Genomic DNA, 17,443 nt, shown 5'->3' on the forward strand with positions numbered 1-17,443 from the left:
CCGGGATACGATACTATTGGCGAAACATTTCTGGCGTTGCTGATTCTGGCGTATGAATAAACTTTTCACTTGATGTTACAAAACTCACTCTACTTGACTTATAGCCATTCCGAAAACTTGAATTCATACTTGTATTCAGCAACGCCTCATTTTGGCGTTGCTTAACCAGGGTATGAAAAAAATAAGTTGAAAATCCCCAAGCTTTGTCGATACTGGTTTCTATGACGGGTCTATTTAGCTTTTCATACTGTAAATCAGCAACGTCGGGAAATATATAAAGATCCACAGAGGTTATTCCCTATGATTTCATTAACCCTTGTTTTCATGTTGGTGGTATCGAGTCAGTCGCAAAATAGTGGAAGTGCACCTTCCTCATGGGTCGTGCAGAAACAACGGGGCGATAATGGACGGACATTTGCTGATTGGTGTCGCGAAAAGGCTTCTTTGAGTCTTGAAACTAAACACACTGTTGAGGTCTTGTTGGAGAAAGCGGGAACTACTGAGTGCGAGGCAGCCGATCGACAACTTTCGAGTCTCACGCGACTTACCCTCGACAACAATCAAATCAAGGACATCGAACCGCTAACATCCTTGACTCACCTGGATTGGCTCTCCCTCGACAGCAATCAGATTGGGAACATCAAACCACTAGCATCCTTGACTAACCTGACTTTCCTCTCCCTCGACAGCAATCAGATCGGGGACATCAAACCGCTAGCATCCTTGACTAACCTGACTTTCCTCTCCCTCGGCAGCAATCAAATCAGCGACATCGAACCGCTAGTATCCTTGACTAAACTGGCTTCGCTCTCCCTCGACAAAAATCCAATCAAGGACATCAAACCGCTAGCATCCTTAACTAAACTGGATCGGCTCGCCCTCGATGGCAATCAAATCAAGGACATCAAACCGCTAGCATCCTTGACTAACCTGACCGAGCTCTACCTCGAAAACAATCTAATCAGCGACATCAAACCGCTCGCATCCTTGACTAACCTGGCTTTGCTCTCCCTCTACAACAATCAAATTAGCGACATCAAACCGCTCGCATCCTTGACTAACCTGACTGTGCTCTCCCTCTACAACAATCAAATTAGCGACATCAAACCGCTCGCATCCTTGACTAACCTAATTGCGCTCGACCTCGACAAGAATCAAATTAGCGACATCAAACCGCCAGCCCCGACATCACCTATCACACAAACCCGCCTCGCTTCTCGCCATGACCTAGATCACATCGCGGAGAAACTGGCTGTTCCTTCGCGATCGCATCCACTTGCTGGTTTCTGGAAATATGGCGATTGCTCCGATGACTTTGGGTTAGCAATTGCTCCCGCAGGGAAAGGTCTCTACTCAATTTCGTTTTGTGGCCCTGGTGGGTGCTTTGTGCCAGGTACTTACCGGTCCAATAGTCCCATAGTCGGCGACCCAAGTTATCGTGTAGTTAACAACAATACAATTGAGGTTGATGGGCGTGACGGCTTCACTCGTTCCATCCGCTGTCCATCACGCTAAGAGCCGTCAACAACGGGCTAACAAGTCGCTGCACACCGACAACCTACAGTCTTTGGTCGCAAGCTCCCTGCGCTTCCGGTTGCGGGTGAGCTCTGGCTTTAGGTTGCCAAATGCCGATCGTGTACTGGGGTCGATCACAGCTAGCTACAGAAAACCGAAAACTAATATCAGGGTGACAGTATCCAAAATTAGGGTTTGAGATAGAGAATTTTTCATTTTGTAAATCGTTGAGGCTGGCGAATAAGAATTTTCAGCGCTCTAAATTTATATACCCACTTCAACAATAAGTTGATTTTTTAATCAAAAATACAGTAATGGGTTCAAATTGTGGTTGGGAATTTGTATTTCCCCGCCTAGGACATGGAAGCGGCGCTGCTTCCATGTCCTAGGCTGGGAAATTAGAGTTTCCCCGCCTACTTCCTAGACAAGTGCTAGACAGTAACATACTAGGTAACATACCTTTAGCGGGATTTTTGTCAGGGGCCGCAAGATTTGGCTTAAAAGCCCAGGGCTTATTTTCGGGCCCTGCAAAAATAGCCGCAATCCCGCCCGGAAGGGCATCCCATTTATAGAAATGGTTGCGGGGGTAAATGAGCAGTCGTACAGAAACTTACGCTAAGGCTGAAACTTTTACTGGATAAGCATTCTGGGAACTACTCTTTTTATCTCTCAAAAACTTAAAGGGTTAAAAATTAAACTGTACCAATTAGAGCATAAATTTTTTGATACAGCTTTTTTGTACGGCACAGTAAGGATTTGAGACTTTTAAGTTTCAGACAGATCGATTGGTACAGATTTATAAGAGGCGAACGCAATATTCAAAACGACTAATCAATTCCTTAGCGTAAGTTTCTGTACGACTGCTCATTTCACCCCGATGTCAAAGTTAAACCAACCATTTTCATAAAAGGCTGTCAAATTTTGAGTGGTGTAATTTGGAGTGGAGAAAATGGGTATACTGAGCTCATGTTAGAACAGCTTACACCATAAGCTATTTAGGATAAAAGCCCTGAACCAAATAATCTCTCTCAAATCTTGAGTGGTGTAATTTGGAGTGGAAAAAATGGGGGCGTTGCATAATGTTCGTATGAATTGAAATCAATTGAGGATGCAATGCCTAGAATGCGGTTGCACCCATATCCGTAAAAATGGGAAGAAACAAGGTAAACACTGATCACATTTCTGTATTGCAAGATACTGCGCTATTCCCAATTAGAAGAACTACTGAGACACTCAATTAGATTGTTACTACATTATCTGAAATTCTGGGATGTTCCGGTTCCTCAATAATTCATACCGCTATTGAGCAACGCCAAGTTTGGAGTCCTATAAGCCCAGTAGGATGAGTTTTGTAACTTTCCCAAAAAGTTGACTCATACCGTGAATCAGCAACGCCCAATTTTGATATTACCATTGCACAGTTGTGCAAAAATAACTACCTTCACGAGCAACAGGAAATACAAACTCAAGCAATAAAATTGGCACAAACTACTCTAGTTTCATCCCATTTGTTTATTTACGATATTAATTAAGCAAACAGAGTTGGGATTTGAAACAAATTATCCAAACTCAACATTTAGGAACCAATCCATAATAAAAAAGGAGAGCGACCTGGCTACATTTTTTGATGCAAACTCCGATGGTGGCTATCAGTTTACATTTATAAATCACTCAAACAGACCAATACGATACGATCTCCGTAATTATGACTGGTTTAATCGTTTTTCGGCGTTACTGATTCACGGTATGAATCAACTTTTCGCTTGATGTTACAAAACTCACCCTACTTGGCTTATAGCCATTCCTAAATCTTGAATTCTTACCTGTATTCAGCAACACCAAAATGGGTATACTGAGCTCATTTTAGAACAGCTTATACCATAAGTTATTTAGGATAAAAGCCCTGAATCAAACAATCTCTCTCAAATCTTGAGTGGTGTAATTTGGAGTGAAAAAGATGGGTATACTGAGTTCATGTTGGAACAGCTTACACCATAAGCTATTTAGGATAAAAGCCCTGAATCAAACAATCTCTCTCAAATCTTGAGTGGTGTAATTTGGAGTGGAGAAAATGGGTATACTGAGCTCATGTTGGAACAGCTTACACCATAAGTTATTTAGGATAAAAGCCCTGAACCAAACAATCTCTTTCAAATCTTAAGTGGTGTAATCTGGAGTAAAGAAAATGGGTATACTGAGCTCATGTTGGAACAGCTTACACCATAAACTATTTAAGATAAAAGCCCTGAACCAAACACTCTCTGTCAATGCCAAGGGTTTGTAACACGGTTTCAAGAACGTCGGGCTATCAGCTAAAGTGTTGGCGATATCTTTACTTTTGACATCTACCATATTTTAGGAGATGCTAATGAATCAGCTCCAATTGATGAGATTGACTTTGATAGGATTGGTCAGCATTCTGTTACTGGGAATATTGCGTCAGTTGCAAATTAGTGGAAATGAACCTTTCTCATGGCTCGTGCAGAAACAACGGGGCGATAGTGAACGGACATTTGCTAATTGGTGTTATAAAAAGGCTTCTTTGAGTCCTGAAACTAAACATACTGTTGAGGTGTTGTTGAAGAAAGCGGGAACTACTGAGTGCGAGGCGGCTGCTCGACAACTTTCGAGTCTCACGAAACTAAAGCTCGACAAAAATCAAATCCGTGACATTAAACCGCTAGCATCTTTGACTCACCTGGATTGGCTCTCCCTCGACAACAATCAAATCAGCGACATCAAACCGCTAGCATCCTTGACTAAACTGAATTACCTCGCCCTCACCCACAATCAAATCAAGGACATTAAACCGCTAGCATCCTTGACTAAACTGAATTACCTCGCCCTCACTCACAATCAAATCAAGGACATCAAACCGCTAGCATCCTTGACTAAACTGAATTACTTCTGGCTCGACAAAAATCAAATTCGTGACATCAAACCGCTAGCATCCTTGACTAAACTGAATTACCTCTGGCTCGACAGTAATCAAATCCGTGACATCAAACCGCTAGCATCCTTGACTAAACTGAATTACCTCTCCCTCGACAGCAATCAGATCGGGGATATCGAACCGCTAGCATCCTTGACTAAACTGAATTACCTCTCCCTCGACAGCAATCAGATCGGGGATATCGAACCGCTAGCATCCTTGACTAAACTGAATTACCTCTTCCTCAACAGCAATCAGATCGGGGATATCAAACCGCTAGAACCCTTGACTAACCTGACTTCGCTCTCCCTCGACAACAATAAAATCAGTGACATCAAACCGCTAGCATCCTTGACTAACCTGACTAGGCTCAACCTTAACAACAATAAAATCAGTGACATCAAACCGCTAGCATCCTTGACTAATCTGACTGGGCTCAACCTTAACAACAATAAAATCAAGGACATCAAACCGCTAGCATCTTTAGGCTTCTCCCATAATTCTTGTGGGGTAAGCATCCTGGCTGACATTAACAGGCTTTTTGGGAGATGTCTCTTGACTAACCTGACTGTACTCGATCTCCACAACAATCAAATCAGCGACATCAAACCGCTAGCATCCTTAACTAACCTGACCGATCTCAACCTCAACAACAATCAAATCAAGGACATCAAACCGCTAGCATCCTTGACTAAACTGACCGCTCTTTACCTCAGCGGAAATTCAAGCGCACCCAAGACTTGTCCTCTCAAGCCAGAGTCTATCTGTAATTGGTAACAAGAACCTAGCTCTTAAAACTTGAGAGTTCAGAAAATTAAACTAACCTGATGTAGCCTTCGGGTGTGGCGTGTTAAGTATTTATAAACGCTGTTATGCAGAGTAAACCTTACCCTGCTACCTCGTCGCATCAGTTTCAAGCCCTAGGTTGGCAAATATCGCTTTCTAACAAGCTAAGTTCTGGTCACAATGAAACAAATGTTATTGAGAGGTAAACCACATGAGCCCAGAGGAAGCAGTGCGACTAATTGAGCAGGTTGCTGATGAAAGTTTGACTATATTAAATTTATCGGGTTTGCAGTTGCAAGAAGTACCACCGGAAATTGGCAAGTGTACGCATCTGACACGGCTTAATCTCAGCAATACTCAGATTACTTCCATCCCAGAAGCGTTAGGTCAACTGTCCGGTCTAAGATGGCTTAGCCTCCGTCAGAATCAGATAACCTCCATTCCCGAAGTGATCGGGCAACTGTCCAATCTGATATTGCTTGACCTCAGTGAAAATCAGATTATAGCCATCCCAGAGGCGATCGGGCAACTGTCGAATCTGACAGAGCTTAACCTTGGTGGCAATCAGATTACAGCTATCCCAGAAGCCATCGGCAAACTGTCAAATCTGACATCGCTTTCCCTCGAGAGCAATCAGATTACAGCCATCCCAGAAGCCATCGGCAAACTCTCTAATTTGACATACCTTAACTTAAGTAACAATCAGATTACAGCCATCCCAGACGGGATCGGGCAACTGTCGAATCTGACAGAGCTTGACCTTAATGACAATCAGATTACAGCTATCCCAGAGACGTTCGGACAACTGTCCAATCTAGCAAAGCTTGACCTCGGTGGTAATCAGATTACCTCCATCCCAGATGTACTTAAACATTGGGCAAACTGCAAATATGGATATCCTGATGTAGCAACAATGGTTATAAAGCGTAGGCAGGGATATAGGTTTAACCTGACCTAGCCGTCGGGTGTTGGGTGTTAGGTATTTCTAACTCAACTTTGAAATATCAAAAACCATGAAAGCAGAAGTGTCGATCGCCCGCCTGGAATCTTCCCTCAATGCCAAAATTGAAAGATATTTCGATACTCTAGATACCAATCCTGACGTGCTCAAACAATTACTCGCAGACAAGCGCCCCGAGAATACTCGCCGCGCTTACCGCTCTTCCATCACTCTAAGCAGAAGAAAATAAGAAATATTCCGATTCAGTGCTCTCTGGGATAGCACCTCGCATTCGATTCATCAAGGAAATTAGTGTTAAAAAGCCAACTGATAAATGCGTAATTGGAAAAACCCTAAGCCAAGGCTTAAGTAAATTAAAAAATTGGTAAGGTTGCATAACTAAGCGTAAATTATTGAGCAGATTTTTCCAACCTTGACCAAAGTCCCACCACTGATGCTCGCGAAATTTGGAGACAACTGCATCCGTTGATTCATTGATGCCTTTACCCTCCGTATTGTGCAAATTTTGAGAGTGCAGACTCACTAAGAGATAAGCACTCATCACGATTTCCCACCATTTCTGAATTTGAGCATAGTCAGTTAGGCGAAAATCAGCCCAACCCAATTCATTCTTACTTTGCTTAAGTCCGTATTCAATCCAGTTTCTCAATCCATAGATATTACCAACTTCTTTAAATTTTACCCCTGGTATTTTAGTCATTACATACCAAGTTGAATTTTCTGGTAATTTCTCTGGGTCGGTGGTAATCAGCCAGTATTGAACTGCTCTTTTTTTACCAAATATTATTTCTCGAATATATCGGACTTGCTGACTGCCATCTGCAAATATTCTGTCAAATTTCCGCCATCTATTCTCTCTCACCCTCTGGTCTTTAGGCAACCACACCCCATGATTACTCCGAATTGCTACCGCATAATTTAGTTGCAATTCATTCAGGGCATTGATGAAGGTACTGTGGCTTTCACGCCAACAGACTATCAGCTAATACTAATTTAAACTTCAAACCAATTGCTTGTAAATATCGTAATTGCTCAACCCCCCCCTACGGACAAAAATAAAATCTCTGAAACCCTTTGTAGGCAAGTATTGCAAAGTTTGAACACAATTATTTCATTTTTCCGTTTTGATCGCTGAAACCCTCATTCTCTCGTTGATTTTATTGAAGAAGAAGCTTTTTGCTTAAAATTCACAATCTGAAACTGTCTCTAGGAGGCAGTTTCAGGGGAGGGGGGTAGTTGAGCAATTACTAAATATCTAATCATTTCCACAGCGATATGAGGCTTGCTTAAATATAGCTCTCCTTCCCGTAACCTCTCTTTTGGTTTATAGACTTCAAATATCAACGGAAAAGTCATTCCCTCCAGTAACCCATAGGCTGTGACTGCTACTATCCCATTCTCTATTTTTCCTAAATTTCCAATGTATTGCCGTTTCACATAGTCTGTGGTTTCTCCTTTTTTTCGCTCGCCTGTCTCATCAATAATTAGTGTAATTTCTCGACCTGCCAATACTTGTAGTATTAGCTTTAATCTTGTTTGCCTTAGTTGCTCTAGTTTCCAAGGCGATTCGGTTAGAAAATGTAATAAGCCTTGCTCGTTACTCAATCCGACTACACGCGCTATTGCTGGTAACGTTTTACGTTTAATATCGGAAATCATCCCGACATGGAGGTATTTAAACGCCTCAAAACTTCTTACTTCTGGAAATAGTGTTCTGTACCATTGACAGTAATCGTCCACGAATTTTATGGTCGATGCAGGTTTTCTTTCCGCAAACATAAGCCAGTTAACGGTTTGTGACACTTTTCTCTATTATTCTATCATAAGAGTGATGGAAGAGCGTTACAGCACTTCCGGGTGTTATAAGGTACAATAAGAATAGATTAAAAAAATACACCAATGAAAGCATATTCAGTTGATTTGCGAACAAAAATAGTAGCAGCTCATCAAGAGCAGAAGCTGTCGATCAGAAAAACAGCAGCGCTATTTTCCGTCAGTAAAAGCTTAGTTCAAAAACTGGTCAAGCAACAAAAAATCGAGGGGAATTTACAGCCGAAACCCAGGGGGAAACCGAGATACAGTCATTTGAATAATTCCACAGCTTCTTTGAGAGAAATAGTGGCAGCCCATCCCGATGCCACCTTACTAGAATTGTGTGAGTTATTTGCCCATAAGACGGGAAACTGGGTGGGTAGAACAGCCATGTGTAACGCTTTACAAAAGTTGGGATTAAATCGTAAAAAAAAACAGTGAGAAGTAGCCAAGCTGGCACTGAAAGAGTCATGAAATTAAGGTTAGAGTATTGGGAAAAAGTCAAGCATATCGACCCAAAAAATCTAGTCTTTTTAGATGAGACTGGAGTATTACGCTTGTTTAACCAGAACTCATGCACGTTCTCAACTCGGAACGAGAGCCTATGCGGTCAAACCTTTTTATCGAGGCAAGAAAATCACAGTAATTGGTGCAATTAGTTTCCAGCGAGTAGTGGCATTAATGACCATAGACAACTCGATGGATAGCCAAGCATTTGAGGTGTTTATCGATCAATGTTTAGTGCCACAATTGTGTCGGGAGCAGTAGACGTGAATTGATAACTTACCAGCGCATAAAGTAGATTCAATTAAGCCCGTAGATTGAAGCGGTGGGTGCTTCTATCTTGTGTTTGTCCCCATACTCTCCTGATTTTAATCCAATTGAATTATGGTGGTCGCAACTTAAATCTTTATTGCGAAAGTTTTCGCCAACGACCACTAAAATGGTAGACACCATAATTGCTGTGGCTCTTGACTTAATTAATCCGAAACATCTCAAAAACTGGTTTACTAATTGCTGCTACTGTACCTCATAACATCCGGAAGTGCTGTATCGGCATTTGCTCAAAGGACAGCATCTGATCATTAAGAAAAAGCAGACCCGCTATTACATCAGTTCCTTGAACGAAACCGTCGAACAATTTGCTCAACGCATTCGCAATTACTGGCACGTTGAAAATAAGGTTCATTATGTGCGGGATGTTACACAAGGCGAGGATGCTTCCCGGATTCGTGTCCAGCCACTGCCTAACCTGTTTGCCCTCGCCCGTAATTTGGCCCTCAATCTCTATCGCGAGCAGGGGGAAACTAATATGGCTCAAGCTCAACCTGGTGGCAGGATTTGGCCTTGAATTCCTCAAAACCCTATTCAGAATGAAATAGCCCTGTGCACTGGTTATTATTTGCGAGGGAAAGCGTTATAAAACTTTTGCGCTAACTCTATCTACCGTCAAAGCTTTTTGGATCACCAACAAACCCATGCTATTGCTGTGTATAATAATACACTCAACTTTTATCGTAAGCAGGTGGCCGATACTCGAATAATTCTTGCTCTGCCCCCGCAAATTTAGACCCATCCCTTCCAGAAGCAGGCCGAGCAAAGGACGCTTTGTTGCGAATCCCCTGGATATCTTCAGAAGAACGCTCAGACGACAGCACAAACTGAGTTCTCTGATAACGCAGATCGGCCAATTCAATTTTACCAGGTCGTCCTTCACAATAAGCTCGCTGGGCACAGCGTTTAACTGCGATCGCAATTTCCGCACTCGTTGCTCCGGCATAATCAGATAGTAGCGAATACCACTGTCTGTCGCTCCAAAGATTCTCTTTTCCTTCCCCAAACTGCTCTGGGAAATACTTAGCTAAGTGCAAATTGAAAATCTCATAGCGAGCGCCGCTGTGTGGCAAATCCACAAACCAGATTCCGCCGTCGTCAAATCTGCGGATAAGTTCAGCCGGCAGCATTTCTAAGCGGTTAACAGTAGCTAACATTAACACGGGGCTTTCATGTTCCTGCATCCAGGTGAGCAATTTCTGCGACAGCCGCCTAGCTACACCGCCGTCCGCATTTGATTCCCAGCCCGAAAAACCCTTGTCAAAATCGTCAAAGAACAGCACGCAGCCGCCCAAATTATCGGCTGTATCCAGCATTTTGTTGAGAGCGCGATCTGGATTAGAGGAACCTAGAATATTGCCCCAACTTGCTGCTAAAAGCGCATAACCTAGCTTCTTAGCAGCTAGCTTTGCACTCAAACTTTTGCCAGTCCCCGGCGGCCCCCACAGCAGCATTCCTTTGGGAGGTCTGAGGTGATATTTCTTGGCATCAGCTTCTGACAGCTTTACGACTTCGCTCAAATAAGCGTCTAATAAATCTAAACCGCCAGCATGAGGCACGTCGGGAGAAGCAATGAACTCCAACCCCTGGTCTCGAAGTTGCGATATTTTATGATCCAATACCAACTGTGCGATTTGGACAACTGAAGCAGTCATAGAGAGCGATCGATCTAACACTAATTCAATTTCAGCAGTTGGCAGCCCTAGACTAGAAACAGCCAGCCGTTTTTTAGCAGCTACCGCATCTGAACCAAAATCAAGGGAACAATTGCGATCGCAAAAATTATCTACAAGAACTTCGACTTCAAAACGATCGGGTAACGGACATTTGAGTAGAGGAATTAATGGACTTAGCTTTGATGGCAGTTGGATGTACTCACCCAGCAGTACCCAATATTGGTTGGCCCAACGCCCTTTCAGCTCAAAGAATGCGTTAGCCAATTGAGAATAACGGCGGACAAGAGGCTGTTCGGTACTGTCTGATTCCAAAATATCCTCTAACAAAAAGATACCGGGACAGTCATTTTCCAGCAGAAATTGCAGCACATCACTCCCGACAGATAGCTCAGTTTTACATAAGACGCATTCACTATTATACATCGGGGAAATATCTGAAACGCTTGTCCTATCTGAATGACAACCTAAAATTGGGAGATTTTTATCCAAACACCGCACCTGTTGAAGAGTTGCATAGCCAGGATTCCAATAATAAACAGGTAAACAACACTCACTGGCGTACTGATGAAATGATGACAATATTTTTTGGCGATCTGCACTGTAATATTCTAGGGCAAATATTGGAGTTTGAGGGACTCTTAAATTAGACGAAATCGTGAAATATTTCATGAATTTATATATCTAAATAGAGGATGTTTAACATAAAACTTTAGCTAACATAATTAAAATTTAGCGTCCTGCTAATGAGCGAAGTTTTCCCCCTCAATTGGAGGGGGTAATTGTGCCTAACGGCACTAATAAATTGATGTTATGCAAGTTAAATTGTCAATCATGGTCACAAGTAAAAAGCAAACCGCAGCCACTCCCATTCGCTCTCAGTCACCAGTGCCTGCTAAATCTAAGCCACCTGAAAAACAGAACAGTCAAACTGTTGGCAGTAACAATGGAGCCAAATCAAAACCTCAACCTAACCTCAGCTCCGAGCAACTTGCTGGCGAGCTAGTCAAACAGATTCGCAATACAATTCATAAAAAGTACGGCGTGACAATTCAGCGTCGCGATAGCCGTATTTCGACAAAAGTTGGTCACGCAATTCGCGAAAAACTGGGATTGGATATTCAAGCTCAGTTGAACAAGCGCAACGGCAATGGCAATGGTAAAAAGTTCGACTGGCAAGAGTGGAACAATACTGTGTTTCCCAAGCTAGTTGGCCGGCCCGAAGAACTCAAGTATGGTGTCGAAGTTGTTGCCTTAGCGATGAGCCAACTTTACGATACAATTGCTGACAACCCGCAAGCTGCCATTGCCGATTTAATGGAGTTCAATGCTCAAAGCTTAAAGCGTCGCAACGAGTTAGCTAAATCCTCTGAAGAAGATACTGAAGAACTCGATGACGACGACGAACTCGATGATGAAGATGATGAAATTGATGACATACTCGATGAAATTGATGAGGATGACGAAGACGAGGAAGGCGATGAGGATGAGGATGAGGATGATGACGATGAGGAGGATGATTTTAGTTTAGACGAAGACGAAGAATTTGAGGAAGACGACGAATAATTGCTAAAGTTTGATTAGAAAGCTCTGCTGAAAAAGCAGAGCATTTTTTTGCCTCTATCGAGGCCTTTTCCACGAATCGCGCTTCTGGGTAATGATTGTCGCCACCGTCCGAATCAGGACGCTCTGGGAAGCAGACCCAACAAATTCACAATCAAGAAATTTTGACCTTGATTGTGAATTTAATTTTACCCACTCACCCACCACTATTTTTTTTGAATTAATTGTAATTAGCAGACTGCCGTCGCTTTAGTTGTGAAAAAAAACACGCTTGAGGGTTAATCATGGCTAATCGCAAATCCGCTCCAACTCCGATGCAAAAGCAATTTGCAGAAACTCTTGAAGAACAGCGCTTCGAGATGTTTTTGCACGTTGCCCGCGAGTTAACGGGACGTGCCAAACAACGACAGTTGCAGAAAGGTAAAGCTCTTGACTGGGAAGCGTTCAATACTTGGTTTAACAAGCAATATGAAGGCTACTCGGCTGACGAAATGCTTGAAGAAATCTTGAGCAACGTTTACTGGCTTTCATCTGAGCAAGCAGTGATTGACTTGCACTTCCGTTATATCGAATCGGCAGTCAAAGCTTCTCATAAGAAAAAGGCAACTGACGATAATGAAGAGATTGATGATTTTATCAAGTAATCAATGACGACCCCCGATAAAGGGGATAAAATCCTGCTCCAAGCAGGATTTGTTTTGCCCGCCCACCCACCGCACCAGTTCCGTTTGCGATACTTGCGCTCGCATTCTCAGAAGGCTTTAGTAAGGTTTTGATATTAAACGCGAGCGCGTTTGAGAGATGTTCCACTTGCAAATAAATTATAATCATGTACGAACATATTCAGCATTTTCTCACCCTCACAATTGAAACTGTGGTAATTTTTGGTTACGGTGGCTTAATTGTTCACTATATCGCTACGCTGTTAGCATCGAAGCGGATGAATCCTTCTGAAAAACTCTCAGCAGAACTTGCCCCAGATTTTGTGCCTCTTCTCAATAAAATTGCTTCCTTTCCTACTGTTGCCGAAGGTGCAGCAACTCCAGAACCCACAGAAGAACAGCGCCTCACCTCTTCGCTACAACTTAAAGCCGAATTTGCTTCTAATATTCAACTCGATACCGACACATTAAATCTACCCTTCATTCAAGTCGATAGCCTGAGTCTCCGACAATGCCGCACCGTTATTCGAGCGCTCAATTCCACTCTCCCACGAAGTGAGCATATTCGCCTTAAACTCAACAAAAAAGATGTGCCAGCCGATTCGTTAAAATTTCAAATTAAGAAGCACTTTGAGCATCGACCGCAGCAAGTTGTCTCCCTAATTGAGCAAATTTTGAAAGCTAGTTAAAATGCTCGGAGAATCAACGACTAAATTAGTGTTCTTTTTCAAAAAAACTTCTGGTAACGAGTTGATAAAAAGTTTTTTTGAATGAACCCTCCTTTTCCTGACCAAGCTATTAGTTACTTTCTTCAGCGCCAAGGGGAATCAGACCCTTGCCAATCTGTTCGCTCAACTCGTTGAGACTCAATCCCAGTTCAATGGCGATCGCACCGCACGAATTCTCTCCATCCCACCGACGTTACCTGGATATAAGCTAGATAGCAGCATATCTGCCTGCCGCGAAGATTTGTTGCGCTGTTAATTGCAAGTCGGGAAAGATTGAGGAAATAAGCCGATCGTCATTTTGAAACAACTGTTTTTGATACTCGTCTTCTCGCAGCGTACAAATTGTAACTGTCGGCTGTTTGGGTTTGCCAATATATTCTCTGCCACCAATGCCCAAATAGTCAACAATCCAATACTCAGGCACTCCAAGCAGGGCGTAATCTTCAACTTTGCGAGCGTAATCGTTCTGCCAGTTGGTGCTAACGACTTCAGCAATCAGTTTAATTGAGGAACCTGATGTAATTACAGGTTCTTGTTGCCACAAAGGTTCATTAATTAGTCGAGTTTGGTCTAATACAAGCACATCGGGGTGAAAGGCTGTTGCTGTTCCTAATAGTTTGATGAGACAGCGAGGGGGGATAAGGTAGGGTAGATCCAGGCGGTCAATTTCTACATTCAGTTTTCGTCCCAGAAAACCGGATACTTGTTCGTGGGGCCCTGTTGGTTCCATTTCGGTTAATTCACCATCAATCAGTTCGTAGCAATCGCTGTCGCCGTAGTTTGTAATAAATTCATCAACAGTTATAAGTTTTGGAGGTGATTGAACCATTGTGTTTATTCCTCATCCGACGGCAATGTACGTCTTTATTCAAAGCCTCGCCATACCTGAAAGATTGGCTGTAGGTTGTTTGCGACTTTGTTCCTCGGCGTCAGTCAAAGTAATCTTGCGCCTGCCAATCTGTTCGATCAACTCGCTCAAACTCAATCCGCGCTCTCTAGCAATAGCGCGAAAACCTTCCCACCCCGCAGATGTTACCTGAATGTTCCTTTGCTTTTTTGGCTCCTCATATCGAGGTTCGCCTCCGCCTAACTTTAAATTAGCTAGAGAGTTGGGGTGGAGCTGCGTTCCTTTGCTTGGGGGCATTTTGCAACATTATCCTTTCGACTTTTTTCTTTATTATCCCACATTACGAGCCGTTTTCCGTGGTACTATAGGTAATATGGAATCAACCTATACGAGTCAACTTCTTCAATCTGGTGTCTGGCTTTGGGGCTGGCAAGTCAGGGGTTGACTTATCTCAGGAGGCACTAGGAAATGCACCCAACTCAGGAGACACCGGGCAGCGAGCAGCGTCAACCTTTAGTAGTTTTGCGAGGCTCAACCCGAAAGCACCACCACACTGTTGCAGACTCCCTGCGGATTGACCCAGATTTCCAAACGCTCATCCCTCCTTTGAGTGCGAGCGAGTTTGCTACCTTAGAAGCCAGCATTCAAGAGAAAGGGTGTCGGGACCCTTTGGTGGTTTGGGCTGAGGAAAAAATTCTCATCGACGGTCACAACCGCTATGCTATTTGTAAGGCGCACGGCATCCCCTACCAAACTGTAGAGATGTCTTTCGACAGCCCTAACACCGTCAAAATTTGGATGCTCCTCAATCAACTGGGCCGCCGCAATCTCACGTCTGAGTCAGTCAGCTATTTGCGCGGCACTTGGTACGAACTCACCAAACAGTCCCGCGGCGGAGACAGAAAATCAAGTGGTCATTTTGACCACTTGAAAACAGAGACAAAGTTGGGGGCACAGTTCAAGGCATCCCCAAAAACAATTCGCAGAGACGCTCAGTTTGCTAAAGCAGTAGACACCCTGAGTTCTATTGGAGGAGAGGATATGAAGTGGAAAATACTGACTCGTTCTGCGGGACTGACCAAGAAGGAAGTCCTTGCTTTGGCTTCGGATGCTCGCAGTCGTTCGGCTCAAGTTGCCAAAACTTTACAGGGGCGCGACCAAAAAGTAAAGCTTGAAGGTGAACTTACCATCGCTCATCACCTGACGCTCAAAATTGGTTCCTTAGTAGAAGTATACGCGCCCGATCGCGAAGATGTTAACGGCAGGTTAGGCCGCATTCAGTCAGTGGGCGAGAAAACCGCCACTGTGTGGATGCGACACATCCCCACCGTTACTATGCAGTCATACACCTTCAAGCACTCGGCTCTCACTGCTGTACCGCTAGACAATCAACCCGGACTTCAAGAAATTTGCGATCGCACTGACCGACTTCACCAATTAGGAAATCTAGATCCGTTTGAAGTCGAAATTCTGAACTTGTTAGAAAGAACAACGGCTCTTACTCCCACCGAATTGCAGTATTTAGAACAGATTGAGAACAAACACAAGCTTGATTGAGTGCCTCACAACTATTCTTCGTTTTGAGAACAGCAATAACTTCGGAAAGTTTATTTGATTCACTTGACAGTTCAAACACTGAGTCAATCAATTTTTGTTGAGCTGCTAATTGTCGCAGTGAATAACAAGCTATTGCTCGCACTCGCTCTGGAGACTTGCTAGCATTTTTTGCAGCAAACGGTCCCCAGAAAGCACTCAGTACAATCTTAATCTGTTCCGATATTGGGTATGTTTGACTCAAACAGTAATCCCAAACCATCTTATCGAATGGGTCGTTTAGTGCAACTAAAACACCCGATATTTGCGACTGCACTTGCTTCTGATTTTGGTCAGGTAACGGCTGATTGTTCAAATTGGCAATCATAAATTTCTCCTGTTAAGCTAACTTATTTACATCCCATTCTCGATTTTAGTATTTGCCATCAAGGAACAAACTTTCGTTCTTGAGGCGAGCGAATCCACAAAGTACAAAATCCTTTTTGTGCAGGTTTACCCTCTACTGTCAGCGTCACCCCCAATCGATTTATCTCAGTTTCACACAATTTTTTGTCACCTTTCTCGCTCAACAAAGCTTGATTCCAGCTCATAAGTTGGCGAGCATATTTCCCTTCATTGCTTGTTGCCCACTGAATTGTATCCGCGTTCTTGCGAGCAAACTGACCCTCTTTGCTCAGCCCCCATTCGAGCGCTACGGCTTGTTCTAAAGTGAGCTGACGCGGCCCTTTTGGGTCGAGTTCTGGCGGTGGAATAAACCGGGGCACCGCTAACCCGATAAACGCGCCGATCGCCATTGCCCCTAACACTACCCCGCTCCCAAAAATCACCGACCAAATATCGTGAGCAACTTTCTCTAAAGCTGCTTGTCGCACTAGGGTGTAAACTGAGTTGGAAATGTGGCGATGTTGCACCTTAACAGCCGCTTTTCCCTGCCGTTCTAAAAACTCCCTGCTTTCTTTTTCCCAATTTTCAGTAAGCTGGCGAACTTGTTCCAGTTCTTGAGAAATAACAGCTTGAGAATCTTTCAAATCACCTTGCCATTGAGATTGCCAATTCTTGAAAAACTGGTCAATCTCTTGTGGTTTTTTTTCTAACAGCAGTTCGAGTTGACCTGTAGCCAGCAATACGATAAAAAGTGGGTCATTTTTATTGAGACCGTATCGGTAAGCTGTCTGAATGACATGAGAGCGAAATTTGGAGTCTTTGCCCTTGAGTACCTGGCTGATTAGTGACTCAGTATCTCTCTCGTACATGGGAGGGGCAGATAAAGGATCTCTGTTCAGAGCTTCTCTTTCCCTCGAATCATCGTCTATGAGTTCCCAAAACTCCTCTTCATTTAGCTTACTCCCATTTGATTTCAACTTTTCTTCTACTGCATCTTCTGGGACTGTATCTGGAGAATCGGGCAAATTTTGCGAATTTTCAGCGGATTGTATGGAATTATTTTTGGTATTATTAAGTCTGCCCTGTTCCCTTGGCGTTTCCAATATCTCGCCAAACTCTTCACAGTCAACTTCGGAAATTTCTTCTAAAAGTCGATCCGACATTCAGCCTCCTACCTAATCAAAATCCCAAT

At 43.3% G+C, this 17,443-nt stretch carries 19 protein-coding genes and 2 pseudogenes; 13 read left to right on the forward strand and 8 right to left on the reverse strand.

The annotated features are described in order from the left end of the window. Nucleotides 1-13 precede the first annotated feature (13 nt). Nucleotides 14-286 (reverse strand): hypothetical protein, encoded by a 273-nt coding sequence (locus QUA07_RS02395; RefSeq protein WP_333322303.1) that lies wholly within the window; start codon nt 284-286, stop codon nt 14-16. A 14-nt stretch (nt 287-300) separates the two neighbouring features. Here QUA07_RS02395 and QUA07_RS02400 point away from each other — a divergent pair, with 14 nt between their 5' ends. From QUA07_RS02400 to QUA07_RS02420, 5 genes and pseudogenes are all read left to right on the forward strand, one after another. After that, on the forward strand, nt 301-1,515 hold the full coding sequence (locus QUA07_RS02400) for a leucine-rich repeat domain-containing protein (protein WP_333322306.1): 1,215 nt from the start codon (nt 301-303) through the stop codon (nt 1,513-1,515). A 1,182-nt stretch (nt 1,516-2,697) separates the two neighbouring features. Further along, nucleotides 2,698-2,805, forward strand: a pseudogene (locus tag QUA07_RS02405) (IS1 family transposase); the annotation flags it as partial. Nucleotides 2,806-3,883: 1,078 nt separating this feature from the next. Further along, a complete protein-coding gene (locus tag QUA07_RS02410; protein WP_333322311.1) occupies nt 3,884-5,224 on the forward strand; it encodes a leucine-rich repeat domain-containing protein in 1,341 nt (446 codons plus the stop codon). Between the two features lie 220 nt (nt 5,225-5,444). After that, nucleotides 5,445-6,191: a leucine-rich repeat domain-containing protein gene (locus QUA07_RS02415; protein ID WP_190663999.1), complete on the forward strand. Its 747-nt coding sequence runs from the start codon at nt 5,445-5,447 to the stop codon at nt 6,189-6,191. A gap of 55 nt (nt 6,192-6,246) precedes the next feature. After that, nucleotides 6,247-6,423 carry a hypothetical protein gene (locus QUA07_RS02420; RefSeq protein WP_333322314.1) on the forward strand — a complete coding sequence of 59 codons (177 nt, stop codon included), beginning with the start codon at nt 6,247-6,249 and terminating at the stop codon, nt 6,421-6,423. Here QUA07_RS02420 and QUA07_RS02425 read toward each other — a convergent pair. Continuing rightward, complete coding sequence (locus QUA07_RS02425; RefSeq protein ID WP_333322316.1) at nt 6,406-7,122, reverse strand: hypothetical protein; 717 nt, start codon at nt 7,120-7,122, stop codon at nt 6,406-6,408. The two genes, QUA07_RS02420 and QUA07_RS02425, sit on opposite strands and share 18 nt — an antisense overlap. 320 nt (nt 7,123-7,442) lie before the next feature. Continuing rightward, nucleotides 7,443-7,973: pseudogene (locus QUA07_RS02430) on the reverse strand (IS701 family transposase); the annotation flags it as partial. A 120-nt stretch (nt 7,974-8,093) separates the two neighbouring features. On the opposite strand from QUA07_RS02430, the gene QUA07_RS02435 reads away from it, so the two are divergent. The 4 genes from QUA07_RS02435 to QUA07_RS02445 all read left to right on the forward strand — a co-directional run bounded on the left by QUA07_RS02435 (nt 8,094) and on the right by QUA07_RS02445 (nt 9,357). Then, the gene (locus tag QUA07_RS02435; protein ID WP_190664000.1) at nt 8,094-8,447 is read left to right on the forward strand and encodes an IS630 transposase-related protein; all 354 of its coding nucleotides are present in this window, start codon (nt 8,094-8,096) and stop codon (nt 8,445-8,447) included. Between the two features lie 96 nt (nt 8,448-8,543). Then, nucleotides 8,544-8,774 (forward strand): hypothetical protein, encoded by a 231-nt coding sequence (locus tag QUA07_RS02440; protein ID WP_190664001.1) that lies wholly within the window; start codon nt 8,544-8,546, stop codon nt 8,772-8,774. A 61-nt stretch (nt 8,775-8,835) separates the two neighbouring features. Further along, entirely contained in the window at nt 8,836-9,042 is a 207-nt protein-coding gene (locus QUA07_RS29945; protein ID WP_190664002.1) for a transposase, read from the forward strand. 9 nt (nt 9,043-9,051) lie between these two features. After that, entirely contained in the window at nt 9,052-9,357 is a 306-nt protein-coding gene (locus QUA07_RS02445; protein ID WP_333322319.1) for an ISAs1 family transposase, read from the forward strand. A 154-nt stretch (nt 9,358-9,511) separates the two neighbouring features. On the opposite strand, the gene QUA07_RS02450 is transcribed toward QUA07_RS02445, so the two are convergent. Further along, the gene (locus QUA07_RS02450; protein ID WP_333322322.1) at nt 9,512-11,185 is read right to left on the reverse strand and encodes an ATP-binding protein; all 1,674 of its coding nucleotides are present in this window, start codon (nt 11,183-11,185) and stop codon (nt 9,512-9,514) included. Nucleotides 11,186-11,326: 141 nt separating this feature from the next. Between QUA07_RS02450 and QUA07_RS02455 the strand changes: the two genes are divergently transcribed. The 3 genes from QUA07_RS02455 to QUA07_RS02465 all read left to right on the forward strand — a co-directional run bounded on the left by QUA07_RS02455 (nt 11,327) and on the right by QUA07_RS02465 (nt 13,427). Further along, entirely contained in the window at nt 11,327-12,079 is a 753-nt protein-coding gene (locus QUA07_RS02455; RefSeq protein WP_333322324.1) for a hypothetical protein, read from the forward strand. Nucleotides 12,080-12,360: 281 nt separating this feature from the next. Next, nucleotides 12,361-12,720 (forward strand): hypothetical protein, encoded by a 360-nt coding sequence (locus QUA07_RS02460; protein ID WP_194060967.1) that lies wholly within the window; start codon nt 12,361-12,363, stop codon nt 12,718-12,720. Nucleotides 12,721-12,905: 185 nt separating this feature from the next. Then, on the forward strand, nt 12,906-13,427 hold the full coding sequence (locus QUA07_RS02465) for a hypothetical protein (protein ID WP_333322327.1): 522 nt from the start codon (nt 12,906-12,908) through the stop codon (nt 13,425-13,427). 247 nt (nt 13,428-13,674) lie between these two features. On the opposite strand, the gene QUA07_RS02470 is transcribed toward QUA07_RS02465, so the two are convergent. Beyond that, the gene (locus QUA07_RS02470) at nt 13,675-14,295 is read right to left on the reverse strand and encodes a Uma2 family endonuclease (RefSeq protein ID WP_333322329.1); all 621 of its coding nucleotides are present in this window, start codon (nt 14,293-14,295) and stop codon (nt 13,675-13,677) included. A 39-nt stretch (nt 14,296-14,334) separates the two neighbouring features. After that, nucleotides 14,335-14,610: a hypothetical protein gene (locus tag QUA07_RS02475; RefSeq protein ID WP_015179741.1), complete on the reverse strand. Its 276-nt coding sequence runs from the start codon at nt 14,608-14,610 to the stop codon at nt 14,335-14,337. Nucleotides 14,611-14,781: 171 nt separating this feature from the next. Here QUA07_RS02475 and QUA07_RS02480 point away from each other — a divergent pair, with 171 nt between their 5' ends. After that, nucleotides 14,782-15,870, forward strand: coding sequence for a hypothetical protein (locus QUA07_RS02480; protein WP_333322331.1), 1,089 nt, complete (start codon nt 14,782-14,784; stop codon nt 15,868-15,870). Here QUA07_RS02480 and QUA07_RS02485 read toward each other — a convergent pair. Together QUA07_RS02485 and QUA07_RS02490 are read right to left on the reverse strand one after the other, a co-directional pair. Beyond that, the gene (locus QUA07_RS02485; RefSeq protein ID WP_333322333.1) at nt 15,812-16,234 is read right to left on the reverse strand and encodes a hypothetical protein; all 423 of its coding nucleotides are present in this window, start codon (nt 16,232-16,234) and stop codon (nt 15,812-15,814) included. The genes QUA07_RS02480 and QUA07_RS02485 overlap by 59 nt on opposite strands. Before the next feature lie 58 nt (nt 16,235-16,292). After that, nucleotides 16,293-17,414 (reverse strand): DUF6753 family protein, encoded by a 1,122-nt coding sequence (locus QUA07_RS02490; protein ID WP_333322335.1) that lies wholly within the window; start codon nt 17,412-17,414, stop codon nt 16,293-16,295. Nucleotides 17,415-17,443 lie beyond the last annotated feature (29 nt).

Origin of the sequence: Microcoleus sp. T3_A4, from assembly GCF_036700465.1 — a bacterium.
Classification (GTDB): domain Bacteria; phylum Cyanobacteriota; class Cyanobacteriia; order Cyanobacteriales; family Microcoleaceae; genus Microcoleus.